Annotated in this window: 21 protein-coding genes and 1 tRNA gene; 11 read left to right on the top strand and 11 right to left on the bottom strand. The window is 27.8% G+C overall.

Annotated features, from left to right (window positions below; genetic code table 11):
• Window positions 1-1,911, bottom strand: coding sequence for a DUF294 nucleotidyltransferase-like domain-containing protein (locus NAB20_RS11320; RefSeq protein WP_127823056.1), 1,911 nt, complete (start codon window positions 1,909-1,911; stop codon window positions 1-3).
• Between the two features lie 62 nt (window positions 1,912-1,973).
• Between NAB20_RS11320 and NAB20_RS11315 the strand changes: the two genes are divergently transcribed.
• Complete coding sequence (locus NAB20_RS11315) at window positions 1,974-2,099, top strand: hypothetical protein (protein ID WP_375605154.1); 126 nt, start codon at window positions 1,974-1,976, stop codon at window positions 2,097-2,099.
• A 409-nt stretch (window positions 2,100-2,508) separates the two neighbouring features.
• Window positions 2,509-2,817, top strand: a complete 309-nt coding sequence (locus NAB20_RS11310) for a DUF6787 family protein (protein WP_375605153.1) — start codon at window positions 2,509-2,511, stop codon at window positions 2,815-2,817.
• A 4-nt stretch (window positions 2,818-2,821) separates the two neighbouring features.
• Here the strand turns inward: NAB20_RS11310 and NAB20_RS11305 are convergent, their stop codons facing one another.
• Window positions 2,822-3,871 (bottom strand): WD40/YVTN/BNR-like repeat-containing protein, encoded by a 1,050-nt coding sequence (locus tag NAB20_RS11305; RefSeq protein ID WP_375605152.1) that lies wholly within the window; start codon window positions 3,869-3,871, stop codon window positions 2,822-2,824.
• A gap of 98 nt (window positions 3,872-3,969) precedes the next feature.
• Between NAB20_RS11305 and NAB20_RS11300 the strand changes: the two genes are divergently transcribed.
• Both NAB20_RS11300 and NAB20_RS11295 read left to right on the top strand, forming a co-directional pair.
• Window positions 3,970-5,946 (top strand): KUP/HAK/KT family potassium transporter, encoded by a 1,977-nt coding sequence (locus NAB20_RS11300; RefSeq protein WP_105197047.1) that lies wholly within the window; start codon window positions 3,970-3,972, stop codon window positions 5,944-5,946.
• A gap of 6 nt (window positions 5,947-5,952) precedes the next feature.
• Window positions 5,953-6,813, top strand: a complete 861-nt coding sequence (locus NAB20_RS11295; RefSeq protein WP_088393467.1) for a bestrophin family protein — start codon at window positions 5,953-5,955, stop codon at window positions 6,811-6,813.
• Between the two features lie 20 nt (window positions 6,814-6,833).
• Here NAB20_RS11295 and NAB20_RS11290 read toward each other — a convergent pair whose 3' ends face one another.
• From NAB20_RS11290 to NAB20_RS11270, 5 genes are all read right to left on the bottom strand, one after another.
• The gene (locus NAB20_RS11290; RefSeq protein ID WP_375605151.1) at window positions 6,834-8,948 is read right to left on the bottom strand and encodes a M1 family metallopeptidase; all 2,115 of its coding nucleotides are present in this window, start codon (window positions 8,946-8,948) and stop codon (window positions 6,834-6,836) included.
• Between the two features lie 192 nt (window positions 8,949-9,140).
• Window positions 9,141-10,526 (bottom strand): thioredoxin-like domain-containing protein, encoded by a 1,386-nt coding sequence (locus tag NAB20_RS11285; protein ID WP_240668936.1) that lies wholly within the window; start codon window positions 10,524-10,526, stop codon window positions 9,141-9,143.
• Window positions 10,527-10,804: 278 nt separating this feature from the next.
• The gene (locus NAB20_RS11280) at window positions 10,805-11,035 is read right to left on the bottom strand and encodes a hypothetical protein (RefSeq protein WP_123901354.1); all 231 of its coding nucleotides are present in this window, start codon (window positions 11,033-11,035) and stop codon (window positions 10,805-10,807) included.
• 84 nt (window positions 11,036-11,119) lie between these two features.
• Window positions 11,120-12,505, bottom strand: a complete 1,386-nt coding sequence (locus NAB20_RS11275; protein ID WP_375605150.1) for a radical SAM protein — start codon at window positions 12,503-12,505, stop codon at window positions 11,120-11,122.
• Window positions 12,495-13,220: a prolipoprotein diacylglyceryl transferase family protein gene (locus NAB20_RS11270; protein ID WP_375605149.1), complete on the bottom strand. Its 726-nt coding sequence runs from the start codon at window positions 13,218-13,220 to the stop codon at window positions 12,495-12,497. Before NAB20_RS11270 ends, NAB20_RS11275 begins: the two co-directional genes overlap by 11 nt.
• A gap of 102 nt (window positions 13,221-13,322) precedes the next feature.
• Between NAB20_RS11270 and NAB20_RS11265 the strand changes: the two genes are divergently transcribed.
• The 3 genes from NAB20_RS11265 (at window position 13,323) to recG (ending at window position 18,450) form a co-directional block, all read left to right on the top strand.
• Window positions 13,323-14,942, top strand: coding sequence for an ABC-F family ATP-binding cassette domain-containing protein (locus NAB20_RS11265; protein ID WP_088394127.1), 1,620 nt, complete (start codon window positions 13,323-13,325; stop codon window positions 14,940-14,942).
• Window positions 14,943-15,577: 635 nt separating this feature from the next.
• Window positions 15,578-16,318, top strand: coding sequence for a diphthine--ammonia ligase (locus tag NAB20_RS11260; protein WP_105197040.1), 741 nt, complete (start codon window positions 15,578-15,580; stop codon window positions 16,316-16,318).
• Between the two features lie 29 nt (window positions 16,319-16,347).
• Window positions 16,348-18,450 carry an ATP-dependent DNA helicase RecG gene (gene recG, locus NAB20_RS11255; RefSeq protein WP_105197039.1) on the top strand — a complete coding sequence of 701 codons (2,103 nt, stop codon included), beginning with the start codon at window positions 16,348-16,350 and terminating at the stop codon, window positions 18,448-18,450.
• 11 nt (window positions 18,451-18,461) lie between these two features.
• On the opposite strand, the gene NAB20_RS11250 is transcribed toward recG, so the two are convergent.
• A complete protein-coding gene (locus tag NAB20_RS11250; RefSeq protein ID WP_375605148.1) occupies window positions 18,462-18,908 on the bottom strand; it encodes a helix-turn-helix transcriptional regulator in 447 nt (148 codons plus the stop codon).
• A 4-nt stretch (window positions 18,909-18,912) separates the two neighbouring features.
• Here NAB20_RS11250 and NAB20_RS11245 point away from each other — a divergent pair, with 4 nt between their 5' ends.
• Window positions 18,913-19,287, top strand: a complete 375-nt coding sequence (locus tag NAB20_RS11245; protein ID WP_127823061.1) for a hypothetical protein — start codon at window positions 18,913-18,915, stop codon at window positions 19,285-19,287.
• Window positions 19,288-19,674: 387 nt separating this feature from the next.
• Window positions 19,675-19,755: transfer RNA gene (locus NAB20_RS11240), tRNA-Tyr, on the top strand.
• A gap of 428 nt (window positions 19,756-20,183) precedes the next feature.
• Here the strand turns inward: NAB20_RS11240 and NAB20_RS11235 are convergent.
• Both NAB20_RS11235 and NAB20_RS11230 read right to left on the bottom strand, forming a co-directional pair.
• Window positions 20,184-22,040, bottom strand: a complete 1,857-nt coding sequence (locus NAB20_RS11235) for a DUF349 domain-containing protein (RefSeq protein WP_105197136.1) — start codon at window positions 22,038-22,040, stop codon at window positions 20,184-20,186.
• Between the two features lie 140 nt (window positions 22,041-22,180).
• Complete coding sequence (locus tag NAB20_RS11230; RefSeq protein WP_105197137.1) at window positions 22,181-22,504, bottom strand: YbaB/EbfC family nucleoid-associated protein; 324 nt, start codon at window positions 22,502-22,504, stop codon at window positions 22,181-22,183.
• An 80-nt stretch (window positions 22,505-22,584) separates the two neighbouring features.
• Here NAB20_RS11230 and NAB20_RS11225 point away from each other — a divergent pair, with 80 nt between their 5' ends.
• Entirely contained in the window at window positions 22,585-24,645 is a 2,061-nt protein-coding gene (locus tag NAB20_RS11225; protein ID WP_127823062.1) for a S9 family peptidase, read from the top strand.
• 49 nt (window positions 24,646-24,694) lie between these two features.
• Window positions 24,695-25,732: a PLP-dependent cysteine synthase family protein gene (locus tag NAB20_RS11220; protein ID WP_105197139.1), complete on the top strand. Its 1,038-nt coding sequence runs from the start codon at window positions 24,695-24,697 to the stop codon at window positions 25,730-25,732.
• 218 nt (window positions 25,733-25,950) lie between these two features.
• Here the strand turns inward: NAB20_RS11220 and NAB20_RS11215 are convergent, their stop codons facing one another.
• A complete protein-coding gene (locus NAB20_RS11215; protein WP_088395115.1) occupies window positions 25,951-26,508 on the bottom strand; it encodes a DUF4494 domain-containing protein in 558 nt (185 codons plus the stop codon).
• Between the last annotated feature and the right edge of the window lie 77 nt (window positions 26,509-26,585).

The following is a 26,585-nucleotide window of genomic DNA, read 5'->3' as shown; positions in this document are numbered from 1 at the left end:
TTATGAAAATTGTGTTAATTGAAAGGTGTCTTTTACTATTTCTTCTAAATCTTTTAATACAGAAAGAGATTCTTTCAAGCGTTCTTTTTCTATTTTAGGTAAATGTTCTACATCTATATACTCACCCGTATTATCGTTTTTATAACCTTCTAAAATTCTATATTTCGATAATAACAAAAATGTTTCGGATGCCTGACGATAAATGTTCTCATTTTCCGCATTTTTTATAGCCAATTCTTTATATCTAGAATAAGTGTTATTTATTCCTTTTAATTCAAATTGTATGGATAACAAACGGGCTATATCTACCATTTGATTAAGCGCTTTTTCTTTAATATTGAATTTACCATAATATGGCCCTGTATCTTCCTCATTAAATTTTTTGAAGAAATTTAAGGGCGCTGGTTTTTTTAGTGCATCATTTCCTAAATAGTCTAAAAATAAAACTTTATTCTTCATTTTATTAATCGTATCGGTAATAGCAGTTTCAAAACTCTGATCTCCATATACAAATTCATAATCAAAAAAAATGGCACAATGTTCATTAGTAAATTCCCCTGGAGATTTAATCCAATTTTCATATTGCATAATCCATTCTCCTAAGGGTTTACACCATTTTTCATTTGTTATAGAATTTCCGAACTCACAATGTTTATAGCCTAACTTTTCAAGTGTTTCAGCAACTTTTTTAGCTAATTGGCTAAAATAAAAACGAGCATTTCTAGCTTGTTGTATCTCTACATCTGCATATATTAACATGTTATCATGGTCTGTTAATAATAATTGTTCTTTTCTTCCCTGACTTCCGATGCTTAAAAATGCAAAAGGTACAGGAGGAGAACCTAAATCTAAAATAGCTAATTCTACAGAACGATGAATAATTGCTAATATAATTTCACCAGCTACATTATAAAGATGTTGCAATGGTATATTTTTTGTAAGTGCTTGTTGCATCATAGATGCCATGGATTTATAAACGGCTCTTAATTCTAATGAAGAGTTGGCTCTTTTAGCTTCTTTTATTAATACACCAGGGGAATTAGCTTGCGCTTGTACTAAATCTTGTTGTGTAATAACACCTTTTACATCGCTATGTGGAGTCCCATCTATAGTAACACATAAATGGTGTACTTTATGTGATAACATTACTAATTGTGCCTCTGATAATGAAATGTTTTCAGTAACTGTTATAACTGGATAAGTCATTATTTTATCAATATGCGACTGAATAGCATTTTTACCAGTAGCAACTTTATATTTAAAATCTGAATCGGTAACGATCCCTATAAGTTTATTATCTTCTATTATAAATGCGTTATCGAGCATTTTATCAGTCATTAGCAAAGCTACTTCTTTAATACTTTGATCTCGTTTAACGAACAAAGGGGAGTGGTTATAAGCTAATGTTTGTATAAATGAAAAATCATTTTGAAATTCTGAAAGTTGAACATTATCAGCAATTAATTGTTTTTTATCTTGATCTGTTGGATTGTTTGAATTTAAAGCAAAACTTTCTAGTAAGAAATTTAAAACTTGTGAATTTTGTATTACAAATGGTCTGATTTTATCAATAGGTATAGCAAATAAAATAGCTTCTTCATTTGCTTTTGCGGTCATTTGATAGTTGTTTTTAGCAAAAAAAGGTCTTAATCCAAAAATATCTCCTGCATAGCATTTGTTTAATAGCGTTTCTTCGGCATCTGATACAACAGTTAAATGAATAACACCAGAATTTACGACATAAAAACTTTCATGTAAAGGATCATTTATTTGAAAAAGTTTTTGTTTTTTATCTAAATGAATAACTTTGATATAATGCGCAATTTGTTCTAGATCTTCAAAAGATAAAAAACTAAAGGGTTTAAAATCCTTTAAAAAATTGGCAATATTAGTAGCTATAGAATTTTTCATATAATTTTTATAAAATCTATTTTTAGAAAGCATTTATAATCATTAAAATAATTAAGTAACAAATGAAGACTTTATCAAATGTAAATGTTTTCAAAGTAAAATTAGAAACATTTTTTATAGGAGCAAAGGAAATGTTTAATTTTTCTATTTTACATAATATAAATTATAGGTCTTTTAATAATGTATAAAGAGAGAGTCGTTATTTTAGATTTTAATGAATATTAAAAACTTAAACTCAAATATAGTTTTGGTAATTCTAGTTCTTAATTTTATAATACTAAAATAAGTAAAATGTTTTTTTAAAATATCTAAAAGTAATTTGGGTTAAATTCAATTGTTTTTAAATTTTATACGATATTAATTTAAAAATATTTTATGAAATTATCAATTATAAGTATATGATCTAGTTTAACTAATTAGCTGTTAAATTCTAGTATGTTTCTAAGAAAATTTACAGATTTAAGAATCTAATAAATTACAGTTCAATTTGTATAAATACTCATAAATTATGATTATTTTTATGAAACAAAATATAATAATAAACAATTATTTAGCAGGTTTCCCATACGTTAATTATATTTGTGAAAATAAAAGAAAATGAATAGACTTAAAAAGCATTGGGGAATTAAATCGAATTATCAATTAGCTGTTATTTTCCTTGTATTTGCTATAAATGGTTCTTTATCAGCTAGAATTTCCGCCTATTTTATGCAATTTCTAGGATTAACAAAGGAAAGTATGCATTGGAGTATTTATTACTTTTTATTATTAATTTTAGTATTGCCTCTCTACCCTTTTATGTTAATGTTTTTTGGTTGGCTTTTTGGTCAATCTCATTTTTTTTTCCCTTTTAGTAAAAAAATGCTAAAATCAATGGGACTTGGATTTATTTTTAAAGAAAGGTAATTTTTTACTCTAAATTAAAACGAACAATTTTATTTTTGCCAGAAGCTATTGCAGTTTTGGAATTTAAAAATCGAAAGGCAATAAAATCATTATCTGATAATAATTTCTTCCAATTTTTTCCTCTGTTTTGGGAATAAAAAACACCTGTTGCTGTTGTGGCTAATAACGATTTTCCTTTACTATTAGGCACAAATTGTATACAAGATGCGTATCCAAAAGCTTCATTTTGGGCTAATAATTGCCAACTCTTTCCTCCATCAAGAGTAATAGCCTTATTTTGTGTGTTGTCATTCAAATTTTCATAATTACCTCCTGCTATTATTCCTATTTTATCATTAAAAAAATCAGATGTAAAAATTCCGGTCATACTTTCACCTTGAATAATTGGAGTTGGTTTTTTATTCCATTTTAACCCTTTGTTCATAGATGTGTAGAGATTTGCTGATCTTCCACCAGAAACCATAAAAAGAGTTCCATTTTTATAATTTAAATTGGTATTACTGGCTGCAAAAAAAGATTCTCCTGATATAAATGTTGGTAAATGAATTGCTTCTATTTTTTTCCAACTAAGTCCTCCATTTTCTGTTTTAATGATACAAGGATATCCATTTATTGGATCTCCAATGGCAAATCCTACTTTATTATTAATAAATAACATGGCATCATAAAAAACATTTTCATGATGTTCTTCATATACCTTTTCTACTATTTTTGTCTTTTTATTTATTTTATAAAGTATAGCAGGATTAGCAATACTTAATATAAATACATCCTTATTAGTTTGAGCAATACTTCTAAAATCGAACTTTTTATTTTTTTCTATTACATTAGATATATAGGTAGATTTATTTTTTAGATGGATACAACCAAATTTACCTTGATTGGTTCCAAACCACAAATGGTCTTTATCTATTAATAAAGCGCGACTGCTCATTTGCTCGATTAAGAGAGTATCTATTTTTATAGAATCTATAAAATTAAGAGTATTCTTTTGGCTTGTTTTGCAAGCTAATAGTGAAAACGAAATAACAAATGTTATAAATATTTCTTTCATAGTTTAAAACTTTCTATTTCTTTTAAAAAAAAAGACTAAAAATACAAACATTTAATTGTAAATATTTAATTTTGTGTTTTATTTTATTAACTTCAAATATGAGCGCAACGCATCATCAAGATCTCCACAGTAAATTTACTCTAGGTGGAATTCTTGTTACTTTAGGAATTATTTATGGTGACATCGGTACATCTCCTTTGTATGTAATGAAAGCTATTATTGGCAATCATGCTATTAGCCCCGATGTAATTTTAGGAGGAATTTCGGCCATTTTATGGACGCTTACCCTTCAAACTACTTTAAAGTATGTAATTATGACACTATCTGCCGATAATAATGGCGAAGGTGGTATTTTTGCATTATACGCATTGGTTAAACGAACGAAAGTCAGATGGCTCATTATACCAGCTATTGTAGGTGGATCTGCTTTGTTAGCAGATGGAATTATTACACCTCCTATATCTGTTTCTTCTGCTGTTGAGGGATTAAAATTATATTTTCCTGAAATAAATACGGTTCCTATTGTAATTACTATTTTAGTATTATTATTTTTAATTCAACAATTTGGAACGAGCTTAGTGGGTAAATTTTTTGCTCCTATGATGACCATTTGGTTTGGAATGTTAGCCATTTTAGGAATTATTCAAATTTCACAAAATTTTGATGTTTTAAAAGCTGTTAACCCTTATTATGCTATTCATTTATTAAAAATTCACCCAGAAGGATTTTATGTATTGGGTTTTGTATTCTTATGTACTACAGGTGCTGAGGCTTTATATTCCGATATGGGACACTGTGGTAGACAAAATATTAGAATCAGTTGGATTTTTGTAAAAATAGCTCTTTTATTAAATTATTTTGGCCAAGGAGCTTATTTAATCAAACATCAAGGAGAAACTTTACGTAGTATTAATCCTAATAATATCAATCCTTTTTATTTGGTAATGCCGGATTGGTTTCAACCTTTTGGAATTTTAATAGCTACTTTAGCTGCTGTTATTGCTTCTCAAGCCTTAATATCTGGTTCTTTTACATTAATTAATGAAGCAGTACGATTAAATTTTTGGCCTAAAGTAAAAATTAAATATCCAACAGTACTAAAAGGTCAATTGTATATCCCTTCTATCAATTGGTTATTATTAGCAGGTTGTATTGGTATTGTTTTGTACTTTAAAGAATCAGGAAAAATGGAAGCTGCCTATGGTCTTGCTATTGTTTTATGTATGATCATGACGACTATTTTATTGATGTATTATATGGTTATGAAGCGTATTGCTGTCTATATAATAATACCTGTAATTCTATTTTATTTAGCTATTGAATTTAGTTTTCTAATAGCTTGTTTGGATAAATTTGCACATGGCGGATACGTAACACTTATTATTGCCTGTTTATTAATATTTGTCATGGCTGTTTGGTATAGAGCGAAACAAATTGGTAAAAATTATACTAAATTTGTAAAAGTTGACCACTACAAAAAAGTTTTAGCCGAATTAAGCGTTGATTTATCTATTCCAAAATATGCTACTCATTTAGTTTATATGACCAACGCAGGTCGCGTAGATGAAATTGAAGAAAAAGTAATGTATTCTATTTTACAAAAAAGACCAAAACGTGCTGATATTTATTGGTTTATACATGTTAATGTTACGAATGAACCATACAAAAAAGAATATAGAGTAACTGAGATTATTAAAGATGATTTATACCGTATTGATTTTAATTTAGGATTTAGAGAACCTACCAAAATTAATCTAATGTTTAAAGAAGTAATTAAGGACATGGTAGAAAAAGGAGAAGTAGATATTACAAGTCGTTACGAATCTTTACATAAAAATAAAATTTTAGGCGACTTTAAATTTATACTTTCTGAAAAATATCTTTCAAATGACAGTTTCTTAGATTTTGCTGAAAAAATAATAATGAATACCTATTTCTTTCTTAAAAAGTTCTCTTTATCAGAAGAAAGTGCTTTTGGATTGGATATAAGTTCTGTGAAAATTGAAAAATTCCCAATGGTACTTCATGCTCCAGAAAAAATTAAATTAGATAGAATTCACAAAGAAAAAGAATAAAACATAATGATTTCTTATAATACAAAAGATTGGTTTACTTTTATTTTTAGATTTCACAAAGCAGATACTTTTAGACAATTATTACCTTTAATAGTTAGTATTGGAATATATGCTGGAATCATTGCCTATTTAGAACTCGAATATTTTAAATTATCAGAAAATCATAACTTAAAAAACATACCCATCATGCACAGCATGTTGGGTTTTGTTATTTCATTACTTTTAGTTTTTAGAACAAATACCGCTTATGATAGATGGTGGGAAGGAAGGAAACAATGGGGATCTTTAGTTAATAATAGTAGAAACCTAGCAATAAAACTTTCTGCATTACTCAACAAAGAAGATCGGATTTTATTTAAAAAATCAATACCCCATTTTGCACAAACTCTTAATTTACATTTAAAGAATGAAGAAATTAGTCAAGAGTTATTTGAAGAACTAAATGTAGACGTACGTCATAAAAAACATAAGCCCAATCAAATTGTTAAACTAATGACTAAAAAAATAATTGAGCTTAAAAATCAAAACAAACTTTCAGATGAAAATTTACTATTCATCAATAATGAATTAATCTCTTTTTTAGATATTTGTGGAGCTTGTGAAAGGATAAAAAATACACCTATTCCCTTTTCTTATAGTGTATTCCTAAAAAAGTTCATCTTTTTTTATGTCATGACCTTACCTTTTGGCTATGTTTTTAGTTTAGGTTATTTGACAATACCTGTTGTTATTTTTATATTTTATGTTTTGGCCAGTCTAGAACTTATAGCAGAAGAAATTGAAGATCCTTTTGGAAATGATGAAAATGATTTACCTACTAATAAAATAGCAGAAAATATAAAAAAAAATATAGAAGAAATTTTATAATTAAGCCTCTACCCTATTATCTATTTTAATTCATTCTTTAAAAAAACTTGTTCTTTTTCAGATAATTTAGGCAAAATAGATTCAAAAGCTTTTTTAAAATATACTTTTTTTAGCATTGCCCTAATTGTATTTTTTGAAAAACGAACAAATTGCCACTTATGATGCTGAGTAGCATTTACTAATGATTCTAAAACAATTGGATGTGTTGGATTAATTTTTAGAGCTACTTCTAATGCGTTTTGTCTTATAGTTGAACTAAATTGAATTGTTGTATAATTTAAAAGTTCTGACAAAAGCAAATCATATATTTCTTTATTATATATTTTTGAATTAAGAGCTAGTCCTAACCAATTAATTCTAAAGCTTTTATCATTTAAACCCGTTATTTCTTTGGTATTATCTAAATAAAAAGGACAATTTTCAGGAAATTGTTTACATAGCTGAGTTAATGCAATTTCTTGAGTCACATAGGAATCATCAGTTAAAAGACCTTCGTAATTTGATTTAAATTCTAAAGGAATTGTTTGCATTGTTTCTGCTACTGTTTGTCTGATAACTATATTCTTTGTATCCATTGCTAATTTTAATAGTTCCGATTTTTCTTCGTAAGGAATATTAATTAGTTGGTAAATTACTTCTTGTGATAATGCTTCAGATTCATTTAATAATAAAATATTTTTAAAAAAAGTTTTTTTCTCATTAAAAGGAATAGGTTCCATTTTTTGTAATTCAAAATATTTTTTCACCTTCTCATTTTTACTCAAAATTTGAATTACTTTTTCAATAGGAAAATAAGATGATTCTAACCATTCTTTTTTAAATTGAGAAATATTAAAATCAGGTGCTACTTTCTTAATTTCATTTAGAAAATCATCTGTTTCAACATTTTTATATTGATATTTTTTTAGATAGGTTTTGATCGTTTTATTAAAATTATTATCGCCTATTAATTCTTTTAAATAGTGTAATGCCCAAGCTCCTTTTTTATAAAAACTTAAAACACTTGCTTTTTCATTTAAAATAGGAATTGTATCCTTTTTAGAATTGGCTTGTATTTCTTCAGCATATTTTAGCAATTCAAAATGAAAATGAGTATCCCCTAACAAATGTTTTTCAGTTAATAGTGCATAATAGGTTGCAAAACCTTCTTGCAACCAATGATGTTTTCCTTCTTTGGCAGTAACCAGATCTCCAAACCAATGATGTGCTAATTCATGAGCATTGACATTTAGATAACTTTTATCATTAAAACCTATTTTATCTACTACAAAATCCTGACTAAATAATGTAGCAGTAGTATTTTCCATTCCAGCATATAAAAAATCTTCTACAGGAACTTGTTTATAAATATCCCACGGATATTCTAGTCCAATTTCTTTTTCTAAAAAATCAAAAATTTCCTTTGAATATTTGTATGTATAATCCAATTTGTTTTGATCTTCATTTTTATAATATAAAAAAATATTTTTACCTTTTTTTGATTTTATTTTTTTATGACCAAATCCTCCTATAGCAAGCATAACTAAATAAGAAGACATTGGTTTTTTCATTTTATATTCCCATTTTTTATTTGCTTTTAAACCAGGCTGTATCACTTTTTTTAATATACCATTTGAAATGACTTCATAAAATGGTTGTGCACAAATACTTAAATTGAAAATTAATTTTTCATTTACATTATCAAAACTAGGTAGCCAGTGAGAAGTATACTTTCCTTGACCTTGTGTCCATATTTGATAATTTCTATATTCATTATCTTGATGATAATTAGAAGATAGGCCGTTAGAATCTTTTCCCATATCGACAAAATACATAGTCTGTTTGGGAGTGGCTTGATACTTAAATCTAATTATATTTTTACCTATTTTGTAGCCTTCAAAAAAAACAATTGATTTATTTGTATTTTTGTATTTTACAGTTTTTTCATTTATTTGAACCTCTTCAAAAGCCATGTTTATTGCATCTATTTTAATAGAATCTACTTTTCTATTTACTTGTAAAAGATATTCACAAGTTCCTGATATTGATTTTGTTTCAAAAGCGGGTGAAAGTTCTGCATTTAATGAAATAAAATCTACATTAGGCCTTGATTGTCCCCATAAAGTGATAGAAAAAAGTAAAAAAAGAAGAGGCATAAAAACGTTTAGTTAGCGTATATAAAAAAGGAAGTTTTCTAAAAAAGTAATATTTAAATATTTAGTTTATACACCTTATGTAAAATATTGTATAATTTCTAATCTTACTAAAAATACTCTTATTAAATATAAACAATGAAATAAATAATATTGTAATCTTTTTCAGACAATATTTAATCAAAAACAATATCACTATTTTAGATAATTATCAAATTCTGCATCAAAAATATTTATAAAAGCATTTTTGATTGTTTTATCTTCATTTAATAATATTGCTCTGTGTATTTTGGTTATTACCCATTTATCTTGTATATCTTCAAAATCTTTAGCATGAAATTGAGGAATTCCAAAATGATGATGCTCTAAGACTTTTTTCCATTGAGTCGGATCCTTATCTATATTAACTGCTACAAAGTTTATAGAAGGATTTCGTTTCATAATTTCAATCGCTTTTTTATGAGCTAATTTTAAATGAGATTTTGCCTCTGAACTCCAAAAAAACACAACCGTTTTTTTAGAATTTGTTGGTATAGAACTTATCCTTTTTCCTTGTAAATCAATTAGTTCAATTGTTGGTAGATATTTATTTTTAGCTAAAGACTGAATAGCATTAGCTATATCTTTAATAGCATTTCGACTACACGAATCAGTAGAAAGTTTATAATATTGAGACAAAAAAGCTTTATTATTAGAAGTATTTTGATCTTCTAAAAGATACATAAAAGCAATGTTATGTAATACAGAGTTTTTAATAGATTTATTGGTAAATATAGAATCGGCTACTTTTAATCTATCTATATTATTTTGTACAATAACAGTTTCTTTTCTATTATGACAGGTAATGTTGTTTAACATAGCTGTTAAATAGGCTACAAAAGGAGAGAAATCAGTTAATTTTTGATTATTAAAATCAATTTTTTTTCGGTAATCATAATAATCTTTTGGAAGTAAACCACAAACTTTTTTGTTGGTTCTAAATTGATATACTAAAGGATAAAGCTCTTTTTTTGTTAAGTAAGGCATTTCCAACATAGAATTAGCATACAAATCAAAATCATCATTCCAATTTATTTCTTCTTTTTTTTCATCATAAAAGGCTTTCCTTTTTTCATATTCTTTATTGAGCCTATATTCAAACTTTTTTAAGGGTTCATCATAAATATCAAAACTAGAATTTTTATCTTCTTCATTTCTCAAAAATAATTCAATTAGAAAATTATTTTTCTCATCTCCTCGCCCACAAAATGTTAATGAATTATCAAATTCTTGTGCATTTAGCCTTACCATTAAACTGTCCCCTTTTTCTATATACATATATTGATATTCAGGTTCATGCCTAAAAGTATACATACCAGAACTTAACGTATCATATTTTACTAAAAAACGATTATTGTTATCTAATTCTATAGTATCAATCACCTTGTCTTCTTTACATAAATAAAGAAATTTAGAATTAGGATTTATTATCTCACCACCAAAATAAACCTTATCTTCTTGTTCTTCTTTGCAAGAAATGAGAAAAAAAGGGATAAAAAATAGTGTATAAAAAAATATTTTTTTATAATAAGCAATCATCATTTAATATTTACCTATAGCAAATGTATTTTTATAATTTATAAAAAAATGTTAATATAGCGTTAAAATTAATCATTTAGGTGATAACACAATACGACCTACACAGCATCCAAATCCTATTATAAATGAAATGACAGAGTAAATTAATAGTTTTTTAGTTATTAATTTATACCTATCTTTTCTAAAAAAAATGCCTAATATCAGACCTACAAGAAAAGCTATTAGACTTACCAGTTCTACAACAATAATTAAAACAAAAAAAAGATTATTTAACATATTATTTATTTTACAAAGGTTAATATACCACAAGTACTATAGCCTATTATTAATATAATAGTTGAATACGTAACTAATTGTAATGTAAACTTCTTATCATCCGTTATAAAAAACAAACGTAATAATCCTATGATAAGAGGAAAAGGGGATATTATAACAGCCAATCCGGCAATAGTTAGTAGGCCTAATTTTAGAATAGTACGAATAGGCTCTACAAATAGAATACATAATATCATTATGAAAGTTGATAAAAAAAACATTTTCTTATTCTTCATGTCATTTAATCTTTCTTTCCTTAAAAACTAAATCTTTGCATTTTTTTAGTTTAGTTGTTTTCTAATTTCTTTTATCGATTCATCTCTATAAAATAAATTCATTGTTTCAAAAGGAATTAATTTTCCCTTTTTATCAACTATATGTACACATGATTTTTTGACAGCTCTTATATCAAAATCATGTGCATCCATAAAATTCATAATAATAATTCTAAACAAATTTTCATATTGTAAATGATCTGATTTTACCCTAGGTAGACAACACATTAATTCGCCTAATTTTTCTTCTGCACAATCTACAGAAATACCTGTACTAAATAAGGTAAGTAAATGATTTTTAAGTTTTTCATCACTTTCAAAAACAATTGTATTTTTAGAATTGTTTAAAAGATCTTCTGGATTAATAAGATTTGTCATAGGAAAAACTTCTCCATTCATTTTTAAAGCGTAAGCCATACATAAAGCATCAGGATTACAAGGAACAGGAATTAGATCTTGCGGTGTAAAAATAGGATATTGCTCATAAATTTTTCTACGTACTTCTGTTAGTGTTATTCGACCTTCACTATCATCATAATTTTCATTTCTTCCCGCAACTTGAGTTGGCTGAAAAGTTACTCCTCTAACGCATTTTTGTTGTAAGGCATATTGTAAAATTTCACCAATTTCGTCATCATTTTCACCTTTTTGTAGAGTAACAACTAAAGTGGTGGATAAATTAAATCGATTTAAGTTATCAATAGCCTTTTTTCTAATTTGACTTAAATCTTCTCCTCTCATTTTTTCTAAAACTTCTGATTTAAAACTGTCAAATTGAAGATAAATTTCAAAATCGGGCATATAAGAAGCTAATTTTTCTACAAAAGAAATATCTTTAGCTATTCTTATACCATTAGTATTAACCATTAAATGTTTAATAGGTTTTGATTTAGCTAAATCTAAAATTTCAAAAAATTGAGGATGTACAGTAGGCTCTCCTCCTGAAAGCTGAACTACATCAGGTTCCCCTTCATTAGCTACAATAGCATCTAACATTCTTTCAATTTCGTCTAATGTTCTATGATTCCCATAATTAGGGGCTGAACTAGCATAACAAGTAGGACAGGCTAAGTTGCAACGATCTGTAACTTCTACAATTGATAGACAGGAATGTTGCTCATGATCAGGACATAATCCACAATCATAAGGACAACCATAATGCACCTTTGTATTAAACTTTAAAGGCACTTCTGATTGCTTATTATAATTTCTTATCTGACGATAATATTCAACATCATCCGCAATCATAACTTTTGAATCACCATGTGTCTTACAATGTTTTAACATCCAAACTTTTTCGTTTTCAAAAACAATTTTAGCATTACAAAGATGTAAACATTTTGGACAAATACTTTGTGTGGCATCGTAATATATATAATCTCTAGTAGGCATTTATTTTTTTAATAATTCTAATTATAAAACAATAATAGTGAAAAAAAACAAAAATAGAAATGAAATGAATAATACTTAATTGAAAAAACAAAGATTCATAAGGTTTTAAAAATTCAATAAAAAAACGATATAAAAAATAAAGCAAGAAAAAAAGTTTAAAACGATCTCCGTTTATAAAATCGACTTTTTCAAGTTTGTAGAACAAAAAAATCAATCCTAATAAAAAAACAATTTCGTATAAAGCTACGGGATGCCTCAATTTACCATCACCTAAATCTATTCCTGTAAAAAAGGAAGTTTCTATTCCGTAAGTCGGTTCCATAATTCCCATGCCCAAACATCCTATCCTACCTATTATAAGAGCTATTAAAATAGGGTATACATATAAGTCACCGGAAGCTTTTGTTTCCCCAATAATTTTTTTTATTATTTCTACCCCAAGTAAACCACCTAAAAAACCACCTGCAACTGTTTTATTTTGAAAAAAAGAAAAAAAGGACATATTAGGAATTAAACTAGGCGTTTCTAAAACTGCAATAACTCTTGATCCTATTAGAGCCCCTATCATAGCACCTAATAAAATCCAAAGTCTATTTTCATCCGATATAATTTTATTTTTTTTCTTAAGAAAAGAATAAAGGCGCATGCCTATAAAAAATGCAAATATTTCTAATAAATAATGATAAAAAGGAGCATTATCAAACGGTATTTTCATTCTTTATATTTAGAATTTTACGCAATTTATAAAAAACTAACAACTAATTACTAATTACTGATTACTAATTAGTACTTTTGCAACGCTTTAAAAAAATAAAAAATGCTAACAGTTTCAAATTTATCAGTACAATTTGGTAAACGAATTTTGTTTGACGAAGTAAACGTAACTTTTACACAAGGTAACTGTTATGGTATTATTGGGGCAAACGGTGCGGGAAAATCAACATTTTTAAAAATATTATCAGGCGATATTGATCCTACTTCTGGACATGTAATTTTAGAGCCTGGTAAACGTATGTCTGTTTTAAACCAAAATCACAACATGTTTGATGAACATACAGTTTTAGAAACTGTATTAATGGGAAATAAAGTCTTATATGCTGTTAAAAAAGAAATGGATGCGTTATATTTAGACTATAACGATTCCAATGCTGACAGAATAGGAGAATTACAGATTCAATTTGAAGAAATGAATGGTTGGAATGCAGACTCTGATGCTGCTACCCTATTATCTAATTTAGGTATTGGATCTGATTATCATTATACCTTAATGAGCGAAATGGAAGGAAAATTAAAAGTACGTGTTTTATTAGCACAAGCTTTATTTGGTAATCCAGATGTGCTTATTATGGACGAGCCTACTAATGATCTTGACTTTGAAACTATTGGTTGGTTAGAAAACTTCTTAGCTAATTATGAAAATACCGTATTAGTAGTTTCGCACGACCGTCACTTTTTAGACGCAGTATGTACACATGTATCTGATATTGATTTTGGTAAAATAACCCACTATTCAGGTAACTATACATTTTGGTATGAATCATCACAATTAGCTGCTAAACAACGTGCACAACAAAACAAAAAAGCAGAAGAGAAAAAAGCGGAATTAGAAGAATTTATTCGTCGATTTTCTGCAAACGTTGCAAAATCTAAACAAGCAACATCTCGTAAGAAAATGATCGAAAAATTAAATATTTCCGACATTAAACCTTCTAGCCGTCGCTATCCTGCTATTATATTTGATCAAGAACGCGAAGCAGGTGATCAAATTTTGAATATTCAAAATCTATCCGCTTCTTTAGATGGCGAAGTTTTATTCAAAAATGTCGACCTAAATATGGCTAAAGGAGATAAAATTGTTGTATTTTCTAAAGACTCTCGTGCAACCACTGCTTTTTATGAAATTATAAACGGTAATTTAACAGCTGATTCAGGTACATTTGACTGGGGAGTTACCACCAATCAATCCTATCTACCTGCTGATAACCACAACTTTTTTCAAAATGATTATACATTAGTAGATTGGTTGCGTCAGTGGGCTAAAACAGAAGAAGAACGTGATGAAGTTTATGTACGTGGTTTCTTAGGTAAAATGATTTTTTCAGGTGAAGAAGCACTAAAAACAGGACGTGTATTATCAGGAGGTGAAAAAGTACGTTGTATGATTTCTAGAATGATGATGTTACGTGCCAATGTATTAATGTTAGACGAACCTACGAACCATCTAGACCTTGAATCTATTACCGCTTTTAATAATTCATTAAAAAATTTCAAAGGATCTGTGTTATTCACAACACATGACCACGAATTTGCACAAACAGTTGGAAATCGTATTTTAGAATTAACACCTAACGGGGTTATTGATCGCTACATGACTTTTGATGAATACCTTGAAGATGATAAAATTCAAGAAATGAGAAAAAAAATGTATACTATATAACATTAAGTACACATCTAAAACAAATAAAATTCTCTTATAAATTATACTATTTAGGCTGTCTGAAAATAAGAATTAGGACATTATTTAAACTTGTAAAAAGATTATATAATTTCTTTTCCTTAGTTTAAAAATGACAAAACAAGTTTTTTTTCAGACAGCCTCTTTTATTATAAATTTTAATCATCTAAAACTTTAATAAAAAACTATTTCAAATTCGTTTTTATATTAGAGCCTACTATACAAAAAAATTAAAGTATCTACAGAAAATTGCAGCAGAACAAATAGTATTCTTTTTTTATAAATAATAAAAACAATATATACTTAAGAAATTGAATATAATAAACCTGTTAGTTTAATTTTCTACTATTTAGGTTTAATTTACAAGTCGTTAAAGAAACTTTCCTTTATATTATTCCCTCTCCCCTACTTTTAATATTCTTTAAACTCTGATTTAGTATTTAGTAAAACTTAATTGAGGTCAAAAAAGTATCCTTTTTATTTTTAATAAATTTCTAATGCGTAATCAGGGTTTAATACGATTATAATAATTAAAAATTCTCCTTTATCAATTAGAATTACTAATTTACTTTCTAAAAATACAATGTTTTTGTAAGTTTACCCTAAAATATCAAAAATTGAAGTCAAAAGCCATTTTTAATTGGAGTAGCGGAAAAGATTCAGCACTAGCGTTATATACAATTTTGCAAACAAATGAATATGAAATAGTCAGTCTATTAACAAGTGTTAATAAGCATTACAACCGTATTTCTATGCACGGCGTTCGTACTGAACTTTTAGAAGAACAGGCAAAAAGTATAAAAATACCATTACATAAAATGGAAATTCCTGAAATGCCTACAATGGAAATTTATGAAAAAATCATGCAGACTACCTTATCTGACTTTAAGAATAAAGGTGTTTCATATTCCATTTTTGGCGATATTTTTTTAGAAAACTTACGCAGTTATCGTGAAAATAAACTAAAAGAATTGAATATTACAGCCGTTTTTCCTCTATGGAAAATAGATACAACACAATTAATTCACACCTTTTTAGACCTAGGTTTTAAAACTATTGTAACCTGTGTTAATGAAGAATATTTAGATAAAAGTTTTGTAGGGCGGATTATAGATTCTCAATTTTTAAATGATCTACCTGAGAATGTAGATGTTTGTGGTGAAAACGGCGAATTTCATACATTTACCTTTGATGGTCCTATTTTCTCAAAACCCATTGAATTTGAGATAGGAGAAATAGTATACAGATCTTATAAACAGCCTCAATCAGATAACTCAAATCAAGTTTGTAATACAAATTCAAATCAAACTCCCCTTCATTATGGTTTTTGGTATGTAGATCTATTAAAAAAAAATTAAATTGTTAAATTAACCAGATTGTATTAAAAATGTCATTATTAGAAACTCCTATAGAATATCTAAAAGGTGTTGGTCCACAACGCGGGGAGTTATTACGAAAAGAACTTAATATATATAAATATGCCGACTTGGTTAATCTTTATCCCAATCGGTATATAGATAGAACGCGTTATTATAAAATTAATGAATTAATGCCTAGCAATAGCGAAGTTCAGATTATAGGCAAAATTATTCATTTAAAAACAGTTGAATTTGGTAAAGGGAAAAAACGTTTAGTAGCCTCATTCATAGACGATACAGGTGAAATAGAATTAGTTTGGTTTCAAGGTGTTAAATGGATACGTGAAAATATAAAAATAAATACGCCTTACGTAATATTTGGTAAGACAAATGCCTTTAATAATCAATTCTCAATGCCACATCCTGAAATGGAATTGCTAGACGAACACAAAGCCAATTTGCGTACAGCAATGCAAGCCGTTTATCCTTCAACTGAAAAATTACAGAATAAAGGAATTTCTAATAAAGTTATCAATAAAATGATGCAACAACTTTTTATTGAAACCCATACTTTATTTATTGAAACCCTCCCTCCTTATCTTTTAGAAGAATTACAACTGATTCCTAAAAACAGCGCATTATTCAATATTCATTTTCCTAAAAGTCAAGAATTATTACAAAAAGCACAATTTAGATTAAAATTTGAAGAACTTTTTTTTATTCAATTACAATTAATCTCCAAAAATTTAGTACGAAAACACAAAATTAAAGGATATCCATTTGAAAAAGTAGGTCATTATTTTAATGAAATGTATACTCAATACCTCCCCTTTGACTTAACTAATGCTCAAAAAAAAGTATTAAAAGAAATTCGAAATGATTTAGGAAATCCAGCCCAAATGAATCGCTTATTACAAGGAGATGTAGGCTCCGGTAAAACAATTGTAGCCTTAATGAGCATGCTGTTAGCTTTAGATAACGGATTTCAAGCTTGTATTATGGCACCTACAGAAATCTTAGCCACTCAACATTTTAACGGAATTACTGAATTAGCTAAGCCTCTTAATATAAATATAAAATTGCTTACTGGTTCCACTAAAAATTCAGATCGAAAAATAATCCATGAAGAACTACAAAATGGAAGTTTACATATATTAATAGGTACCCATGCCATATTAGAAGACAAAGTACAATTTAAAAATCTAGGACTAGCCATTATAGACGAACAGCATCGTTTTGGAGTAGAACAACGTAGTAAATTATGGAAAAAAGCAGAACTTCCACCGCATATATTAGTCATGACTGCTACTCCTATTCCCAGAACCTTAGCTATGAGTTTATATGGTGATTTAGACGTTTCTGTAATTGACGAGCTTCCACCTGGTAGAAAACCTATACAAACCGTACATCGTTATGATAGTAATAGACTAAAAGTTTGGAAATTCATGCGAGATGAAATTGATAAAGGAAGACAAGTTTATATAGTATATCCTCTAATTCAAGAATCAGAATCTATGGATTATAAAGATTTAATGGATGGTTACGAAAGTATTTCTAGAGATTTTCCTTTGCCTAAATATGCTATTTCAATAGTACATGGCAAAATGAAAGCAACAGAAAAAGAAGAAGAAATGAATCGTTTTGCAGAAGGAAAAACAAACATTATGGTGGCAACCACTGTAATTGAAGTAGGTGTAAATGTCCCTAATGCTTCCGTTATGATTATAGAAAGCGCAGAACGTTTTGGCCTCTCCCAATTACATCAATTAAGAGGTCGTGTAGGGCGAGGAGCTGAACAAAGCTATTGTATCTTAATGACAGGTCTTAAACTTAGTAATGAAAGTAAAATAAGAATGGAAACCATGTGCAAAACTAACGATGGTTTCGAAATTTCAGAAGTTGACTTAAAACTCCGCGGTCCAGGTGATATCATGGGAACTCAGCAAAGCGGTGTACTAAACTTACAAATTGCTGATTTGGTAAAAGATCGTGATATTTTACAGTTAGCAAGACATCATGCTATTCGATTACTAAAAGAGGATCCTACTATGGACAAACCAGCTCATCAAAAACTAAAACAAATATTTATAGCTTTAAATAAGAAAAAAAATATATGGAATTATATTAGTTAAACTAATACCATCTAGTTCATTTTAGAGGTATTCGTTTTTAATAACTTCTTCAATTCTGCGTTTTCTTTTTTAAGGTCTATAATACGCTCTTTTTGTAATTCAATGATATATTCCAATCTGTTAATATCAACTTCAGGATGTTCCATAGATTCGCCACGAAATAACCAATTAGCATCTAAATCAGTAAAAGTATTCAATATTTTGAACATTTTATCTGTTCCAAAAACCTTTCCATTTTTAATATTGCTAATTTGACTACCGGATAGCTCTAACATTCTAGCAATTTGATTAACACCTAATCCTTTTGATATTAAATATCTATTAAAACGTATACCTAAATCTTCAAATTCATTCATCATATTGTATGATTGTTCAAAATTTTGTTTATATTTGTCATGATTAAAATAATCAATGTTTAAATCCCCAAAAATAAAATTAATTTTTAACTTAATAATCAAACGTATGTCAAATTTTTTAAAACAATTTGGTGAGGACTTAAGAAACAACGTCCCTGGTTTTATAGCTGTTGCTGTTTCTGAAATTAAGAGTGGAATTTCTTACTTTACCCTATCAGTTAATCCTAATTTTGATCCTGAATTAGGATCTGCATTTAACCTTGAAGTTGTAAAAGCTAAATTGAATGCTATCAATGCTTTAGGATTAAACGAATCTATTGAAGATATCTTAATTAATTTAAAATCTCAAATTCATATTATAGATATTTCTGAAAATAATGAATATTTTATTTATTTAGCTGTTGATTCTACAAAAGCTAATTTAGGAATGACAAAAGCATTGTTAAACAAATATAAAAAAGAAATTAAGGGAAAAATTTGACTTTTAAAAAATATCTTATTTAATTATTTTTAAAATAAGAATTAATCAAAGGTTGTTCGAAGGTAAAAACTCAGTCTTTAATTTATTTAAGGCTACCTTACAAATAGTTATGTTGATCATTATAATTGTGGGGATTTTCTATTCTTTTGCAAGCATAACAGGGGCGTTTTTTTCGAACAACCATTTTTAGTTAGTATAAGATTCATTTTTTATACGATCTAATAAAAACATAATATAAAATAGCATAATTTGGCATACTAAAACAATAACTAAAAAACTCAATAACAAGTATTTGAAAAAAAAATATAAAAAAAGATAAAAAAAAGCTTGTTAATTTAAAAAACAACTGTATTTTTGCATCGCAATCAAGCAATCACAGTTAGTGAGGGGGAGATACTCAAGCGGCCAACGAGGACGGACTGTAAATCCGTTGGGAAACCTTCGCAGGTTCGAATCCTGCTCTCCCCACGAAATAAAAACCGATAAATTAAATTTATCGGTTTTTTTTATATATTGATACTCAGCTTTTCTGGATAAGGAGGGTAAAGGGATTAAGCAAAAAGATAATCTAAAAAAATATTTTTTATCCTCAATCAGGTTGATCTAAAAGATTATAATCTTATTTTCTACAAAAGATAGTTCTAAAGAAGTAAATAAATGGTGCTAAACACAAATAAATATCATCTAATTTATTTATTTTAACAAAGCTCTCGGATCTTTTATTGTAATATTAATATAGGTTAAAACATTAAACCCCATTTTAGAAGAAAAGTCTTAAAAATGGGGTTTAAATTCAGAAGCAAGAAGATCTTAATCTTTAATTTTATTGAAATATTTTATTTCTGAATGTGGCTATAAATGGGTTTGAGATAATATTTTATATATTATCTATTAAATTAAAGGCTGAAAATTTGTTTTAACTTTTCCTTCCACATAGCTAATTCTTCTTTATTTCGTTCAATATTTTTCTTAACCTCAATAATCATAGGATTATCTTTTTTTGCATTTGAAAAGAATTGGATATTATTTTCTAGTTGAAAAATTTCATTTTGAACTTCTTCTATTTTTCGTTGAATGAAAATCTTTTCGCCATCAATTTTGTTCTTTCCTTCTTGGGTTAATTGTTCTAAACGGCTATTGAAACGCATCATTTCTGCTTCACGCTTACTTGAAGTTAAATTTTCAAATAATCCATCTAGTACTTTATTAAATTTCCCTTCTATATGACGTCTAGAAAAAGGAACTTTACCAAATGATTTCCAAGTTTCAATATGTTTCTTTATAGCTTCTAAATCATTTTTATGATCTCCTGTTAGCGTAAATGATTTAATAGCTTCTAAATAATCTTTTTTCTTATCAAAGGATATAATTTCAATTGCTTCGTTTTGATTTCTAAAGGCTGTTAAACGATCAAAATAATGGTTACAAGCTTCTTTAAACTCTGCCCAAACACTGTCTGAAAACTTTTTCGGAACATGACCTATTAATTTCCAATCTTCTTGGATTTTTTTCATAATAGGTGTTGTTGCTTCAAAATTATCATTATTCATTAATTCTTTTGCTTTAGCAACTAAAGCATTTTTCTTGTCTAAATTAGACTGCTGCTCTTTTTTAATTTCTTTATAAAAAGAGTTTTTGTTTGCATTAAAATTTCGAACAGCATTTTTAAAATCGGCCCAAGTTTCTTCATTTACTTCACTGGGTACTTTACCTGCTTCAAAAAAAGCTTTTCTTAACTTTTCTATTTTATTAATCTGTCCTTGCCAAGAAGAATGTATGGCTATTTTTTCTTCGGCAACTTGATTAATTTGATTTATAATATCTTTTTTTATAACTAAATTTTCTTCTTCCTTTAGACGTTGTTGTTCAAATAAATTTTCACGTTTTTCGTGCATTTGTTTTGTTACTTCACTAAATGCTTTCCATATTTCTTCTCTATGTTCTTTAGACACAGGACCTATCTCTTCTTTCCAAACTTTATGTAATAACTGTAATTCTCTAAAGGCTTTAAAAACATCTAGTTCATTTAAAAGAGCTTTAGCTCTTTCAATAATCTTAAGTTTTTTATCTAAATTATGTTTAAATTCTAAATCGCGTGCTTCTCTATCTAAATGTAATAAATCATAGAAATTTTCTACATGAAAATGATAATTATTCCAAACATGATTGTATTTATCTTTAGGAATTGCTCCTGCATTTTTCCAACGATCACGGATATCATTAAATTGTTTTAGTAAATCTTTTATTTCAGCATTGGATGCTAATAGTGTTTTAAGTTCTTCTATTAAATATAATCTATTTTGAAGGTTTGATTTTAATTTAGCTTCAAGATTTTTAAAATGAATATTTTTCTTGTTTTTATAATCATTATATAAAGAATCAAATTTAGCTTTTGTCGGATAGTAGTATTCAAAATCTTCCGCAGGATTTTCTTGAAGAAATTCTTCTCTTTTTTCTTCAATAAAAAGATTGTATTTAGATAAAAAGGCAGATTTTATTTCTTCTATATGATTACGAATGGCCATAATCTTATTAATAGAAATTAATTGCTCAAATTCTGTAATCAATAAATCCATACTCATAGTATGATAATCTTTCATCGGAATTTCATGTTCCTCTTCCAATGTATTATCTTCGCTTACTTCTGCATTTAAATTTTCGATGGTTTCTATCGCCAATTGAGTATGTGATTGGGATAGATTTTGATCATTTCCATCTGCTTGTAGCAGGTTATCATTCATTTCTTCTTGCATGGTGCAGGATATTTACAGTTAATAATATTTGCCCAAGTTAATAAAATCAAAATTAAATAAAAAATAAAACCTTTTTTAATCTAATATTTTTTAATTAGTTAGAAATATTTTTAGACTAAAAAAGGATTCTAAAGGTTTTGTTAAAATAATCCATCCATACCTGGAATATTTGGCATGCCACTTTTTGCAACCGCACCTAATTCTGCTTCGTTTATAGCTGTTGCTTTTTCAATAGCTTTGTTTAATATCATTACTAGATAATCTTCTAACTGTTCTTTATCTTCTAACAATTGATCATTTATATTGATACTTCTTATTTGACGATTAGCTGTTAAAGTCACTTCTAATAATCCATCGGTACTTTTTTCATCTACTAAAACGGTATCTAAACGTTTTTTAGTTTCTTCTATTTTTTGTTGGGTTTCTTTTAATTTCCCCATCATACCCATAATATCTCCAAACATATTTTTTTAGTTTTAATTTCGTCACAAATTTACTAATTTCATTTATGAAAGTGTAAATTTGCAATTCAAAAAATAATAAAATGTCAGATACCATTATACCTCCTGTGGCTAAAATTATACCACGAAAATTACAAATTCATGATGATGTGCGTATAGATGATTATTTTTGGTTAAATAATCGCGAAAATCAAGAAGTAATTGATTATTTGAATGCTGAAAATGCCTATTATGAAAAAATGACTGCGCATACAAAAGATTTTCAAAATGAATTGTTTGAGGAAATGAAGTTGCGCATAAAAGAAGATGAATCATCTGTACCGTATTTTTATAATGGGTATTGGTATATTACACGTTTTGAAAAAGGAGGAGATTACCCTATTTATTCTCGTAGAAAAGAAAGCTTAGAAGCTGTAGAGGAAATTCTTTTTAATTGTAATGAAATGGCAAAAAGTTTTTCTTATTTTCAGCTAGGAGGTGTAAGTGTTAGCCCTAATAATAAATTTGCTAGTTTTGGGGTAGATACGGTAAGTCGTCGTATTTATACTATTCAAATTAAGAATTTAGAGACTAACGAAATTTTAACTGATAAAATAGAAAATTGTACAGGTGGATCTGTTTGGGCTAATGATAATCAAACTATTTTTTATACTACTAAAGATCCTATAACGCTTCGTTCTAATAAAGTTTATAAACATAAAATAGGAACAGATGTTTCGGAAGATGTTTTAGTTTTTGAGGAAAAAGATGAAACTTTTAGCCTATATATTTATAAAGAAAAATCGAAAAAATATTTAGTAATTGGTTCTCAAAGTACTATGACTACTGAGTATCGATATTTAAATGCTAATACACCTGACGAATCTTTTATCATTTTTCAAGAGCGTATACGCGGTTTGGAATATTCTATTTCTCATTTTGGAGATTATTTTTATATATTGACCAACAAGGATAAAGCAATTAATTTTAAATTAATGAAAACATTAGAAACAACTACTTCAAAAGAAAATTGGGTAGATGTTTTGCCACACCGTAAAGATGTTTTATTAGAAGATATTGAAATTTTTAAGGATTACTTAGTAGTTGAAGAGCGTTTTAATGGTTTAACACAATTGCGTATTATGCCATGGAGCGGAGATGGAGAGTATTATCTTCCTTTTGATAGTGAAACTTATACTGCTTATACAGCTACCAATGTTGATTTTGATACAGAAATTTTACGATATGGTTATCAATCATTAAAAACACCTTCTTCAATAATTGATTTTAATATGCGTACACAAGCAAAAGAAATTAAAAAAGAACAAGAGGTCTTAGGGGGGGCGTTTGATAAAAATAATTATGAAGAAAAAAGAGTGTGGGCAACAGCTCGTGATGGTGTAAAAGTCCCTATTTCATTAGTATACAAAAAAGGACTGGATTTTAATGGTAAAAATCCATTATTACAATATGCTTATGGTTCTTATGGTTATTCAATGGATTGTACTTTTTCAACAACCCGTTTAAGTTTGTTAGATCGTGGATTTATTTATGCAATAGCTCATATTCGTGGAGGAGAGGATTTAGGTCGCCCTTGGTATGAGGATGGAAAATTATTAAAAAAGAAAAATACTTTTACAGATTTTATAGATTGTTCAAGATATTTGATTGAAAATAAATATACTTCAACAAAACATTTATATGCTGAAGGAGGATCTGCAGGAGGTTTGCTAATGGGAGCAATTATTAATATGAATCCTGAATTGTATAATGGGATCATTTCAGCTGTACCATTTGTAGATGTAGTAACTACTATGTTAGACGATTCTATTCCTTTAACTACGGGTGAATATGATGAATGGGGTAATCCAAATGATAAAATATATTATGATTATATGAAATCTTATTCACCTTATGACAACGTAGAGGCAAAAGAATATCCTAATATGCTAGTCACAACAGGTTTACATGATTCGCAAGTTCAATATTGGGAACCTGCTAAATGGGTTGCTAAATTACGTGCAACAAAAACTGATAAAAATTTATTACTTTTAGAAACTAATATGGATACAGGACATGGTGGCGCTTCGGGGAGATTTGAAGCTTTAAAAGAAATTGCTAAAGAATTTTCGTTTTTGTTTCAACTAGAAGGAATCAAACGATAAAAAATTAATAGCTTTGTAATTCATTATCCAGAAAAAATTAATAAACTGTATGAAGACAGAAATTAAGGCTTACAGCTCTATTTTAGAATTAATAGGAAACACGCCTTTAATTAAATTAAATAAGATAACGAATTTCTTTAAGGGAAATTTTTATGCTAAAGTAGAAGCTTTTAATCCAGGTCATTCTACAAAAGATAGAATTGCTTTATACATCATTGAAGAAGCTGAACGTAGAGGAATTTTAAAGCCAGGAGACACAATAGTTGAAACCACTTCTGGTAATACTGGTTTTAGTCTTGCTATGGTAAGTATTATAAAAGGTTATAATTGTGTTTTGGCAGTTAGCTCAAAATCTTCACCTGATAAAATTGATATGCTTAAAAGTATGGGCGCAAAAGTCTATGTCTGTCCAGCACACGTTTCTGCAGACGATGAACGTTCTTACTATAATGTAGCAAAACGCTTACATGAAGAAACAAAAGGATCTATTTATATTAATCAATATTTTAATGAATTAAATGTTGAAGCGCATTATAAAACTACAGGTCCTGAAATTTGGGAGCAAACAAATGGCCAAGTAACTCATATTATTGCTTGTTCAGGAACAGGAGGTACATTATCTGGTACAGCAAAATTTTTAAAAGAAAAAAATCCTACTATTCGAATTTTAGGAGTAGATGCTTACGGCTCTGTATTAAAAAAATACCATGAAACAAAAGAGTTTGACTCAGATGAAATTTATCCTTATCAAATAGAAGGATTAGGTAAAAATTTGATTCCTACTGCTACTGATTTTGATATCATAGATCGTTTTATTAAAGTTACAGATGAGGAAAGTGCTCACATGTCTAGAAAATTAGCAAAAACGGAAGGTATTTTTGCAGGTTATACTTCTGGAGCCGTTTTAGAAGCTATTAGATTATATGATGAAGAGGGTGAATTTAATAAAGATAGTGTCGTAGTAGCTATATTACCTGATCATGGATCTCGTTATATGAGTAAAGTATACAATGATGAATGGATGCGTTCTCAGGGCTTTTTTGATAGTGTAAATGCAGAAGATCAAAAGGTAGAATTTATTAAATAAAAGGGTTATTCATAAATAACTCCTACCTAAATGTAGTATTTCTATTCCTAAAGAACTAATTAATACGTTATGAAGATAACTAGTTTTTTTATCTGCTTTGCTTTAAATTAAGGTAAAGCAAAGCAGATAAAATTGTTTATAATTATTTAATAGAATTTATACTATTATGACTCCACAAGAATAAAAGGAAAACTTATAAATGATTTTTTAAAAGTAAATTATTCTTGATATTCTGTTATAATTTCATTTTCAAATTCCATGTGATCTGTAATTTCAGGGGTAACTTCTAATTTAGATGCTTTTAATTTATTAAACTTTTCTATTTCTTCTAAATCATTTTCATCGCCGCTAAAATAAGGAAAAACGTCAATTATAGGGGATTCTGAAATAGCTGGAATGGTATAATCACCCATTGTATTTCTCATTGCTATTTCTGTATTATCATAAGCTTCACGCACATCATTTGCTTGTATTAGTAAGTATAAATTGGTTTTTCTTTCTTTACCGCTTTCTTCATCATAAGCAATTAAAGAGACTTTAGAACGAAACCATCTGTCTGTATTTTCAAAAGGATGAATTTCGGCATAGTTTGCTACTTTAATATTTGTTATTTTAAATTCTTCACTAAGATAAGACATCATTTCTTGTGTAATTCTAGACTCAGCTTCGGTATAAGATAGTGCGTCTACTAGATAAGGTTCTGTTGTAACTTTTTGTACACCATTTTCATCTGTTTTTCTAAATTTAACTTTGCATTCATACCAAGTTGCACTCATATAATTTCATATTTTAAGGAGGCAAATGTACTTTTTTTAATTTTAAATTATAAGAAGTTTGGAAAGATATATATTCT

Source organism: Flavobacterium davisii, assembly GCF_042182265.1.
Taxonomy (GTDB): Bacteria; Bacteroidota; Bacteroidia; order Flavobacteriales; family Flavobacteriaceae; genus Flavobacterium; species Flavobacterium davisii.
Note: the sequence above shows the minus strand (reverse complement) of the source record. Positions and strands in the feature narration are given on the sequence as shown.

What these genes read in the sequence shown, in the direction of transcription:
- NAB20_RS11320 (WP_127823056.1), bottom strand. Translation starts at nt 1,911, where the DNA reads ATGAAAAATTCTATAGCTACTAATATTGCCAATTTTTTAAAGGATTTT.
- NAB20_RS11315 (WP_375605154.1), top strand. Translation starts at nt 1,974, where the DNA reads ATGAAGACTTTATCAAATGTAAATGTTTTCAAAGTAAAATTAGAAACA.
- NAB20_RS11310 (WP_375605153.1), top strand. Translation starts at nt 2,509, where the DNA reads ATGAATAGACTTAAAAAGCATTGGGGAATTAAATCGAATTATCAATTA.
- NAB20_RS11305 (WP_375605152.1), bottom strand. Translation starts at nt 3,871, where the DNA reads ATGAAAGAAATATTTATAACATTTGTTATTTCGTTTTCACTATTAGCT.
- NAB20_RS11300 (WP_105197047.1), top strand. Translation starts at nt 3,970, where the DNA reads ATGAGCGCAACGCATCATCAAGATCTCCACAGTAAATTTACTCTAGGT.
- NAB20_RS11295 (WP_088393467.1), top strand. Translation starts at nt 5,953, where the DNA reads ATGATTTCTTATAATACAAAAGATTGGTTTACTTTTATTTTTAGATTT.
- NAB20_RS11290 (WP_375605151.1), bottom strand. Translation starts at nt 8,948, where the DNA reads ATGCCTCTTCTTTTTTTACTTTTTTCTATCACTTTATGGGGACAATCA.
- NAB20_RS11285 (WP_240668936.1), bottom strand. Translation starts at nt 10,526, where the DNA reads ATGATGATTGCTTATTATAAAAAAATATTTTTTTATACACTATTTTTT.
- NAB20_RS11280 (WP_123901354.1), bottom strand. Translation starts at nt 11,035, where the DNA reads ATGATATTATGTATTCTATTTGTAGAGCCTATTCGTACTATTCTAAAA.
- NAB20_RS11275 (WP_375605150.1), bottom strand. Translation starts at nt 12,505, where the DNA reads ATGCCTACTAGAGATTATATATATTACGATGCCACACAAAGTATTTGT.
- NAB20_RS11270 (WP_375605149.1), bottom strand. Translation starts at nt 13,220, where the DNA reads ATGAAAATACCGTTTGATAATGCTCCTTTTTATCATTATTTATTAGAA.
- NAB20_RS11265 (WP_088394127.1), top strand. Translation starts at nt 13,323, where the DNA reads ATGCTAACAGTTTCAAATTTATCAGTACAATTTGGTAAACGAATTTTG.
- recG (WP_105197039.1), top strand. Translation starts at nt 16,348, where the DNA reads ATGTCATTATTAGAAACTCCTATAGAATATCTAAAAGGTGTTGGTCCA.
- NAB20_RS11245 (WP_127823061.1), top strand. Translation starts at nt 18,913, where the DNA reads ATGTCAAATTTTTTAAAACAATTTGGTGAGGACTTAAGAAACAACGTC.
- NAB20_RS11235 (WP_105197136.1), bottom strand. Translation starts at nt 22,040, where the DNA reads ATGCAAGAAGAAATGAATGATAACCTGCTACAAGCAGATGGAAATGAT.
- NAB20_RS11230 (WP_105197137.1), bottom strand. Translation starts at nt 22,504, where the DNA reads ATGTTTGGAGATATTATGGGTATGATGGGGAAATTAAAAGAAACCCAA.
- NAB20_RS11225 (WP_127823062.1), top strand. Translation starts at nt 22,585, where the DNA reads ATGTCAGATACCATTATACCTCCTGTGGCTAAAATTATACCACGAAAA.
- NAB20_RS11220 (WP_105197139.1), top strand. Translation starts at nt 24,695, where the DNA reads ATGAAGACAGAAATTAAGGCTTACAGCTCTATTTTAGAATTAATAGGA.
- NAB20_RS11215 (WP_088395115.1), bottom strand. Translation starts at nt 26,508, where the DNA reads ATGAGTGCAACTTGGTATGAATGCAAAGTTAAATTTAGAAAAACAGAT.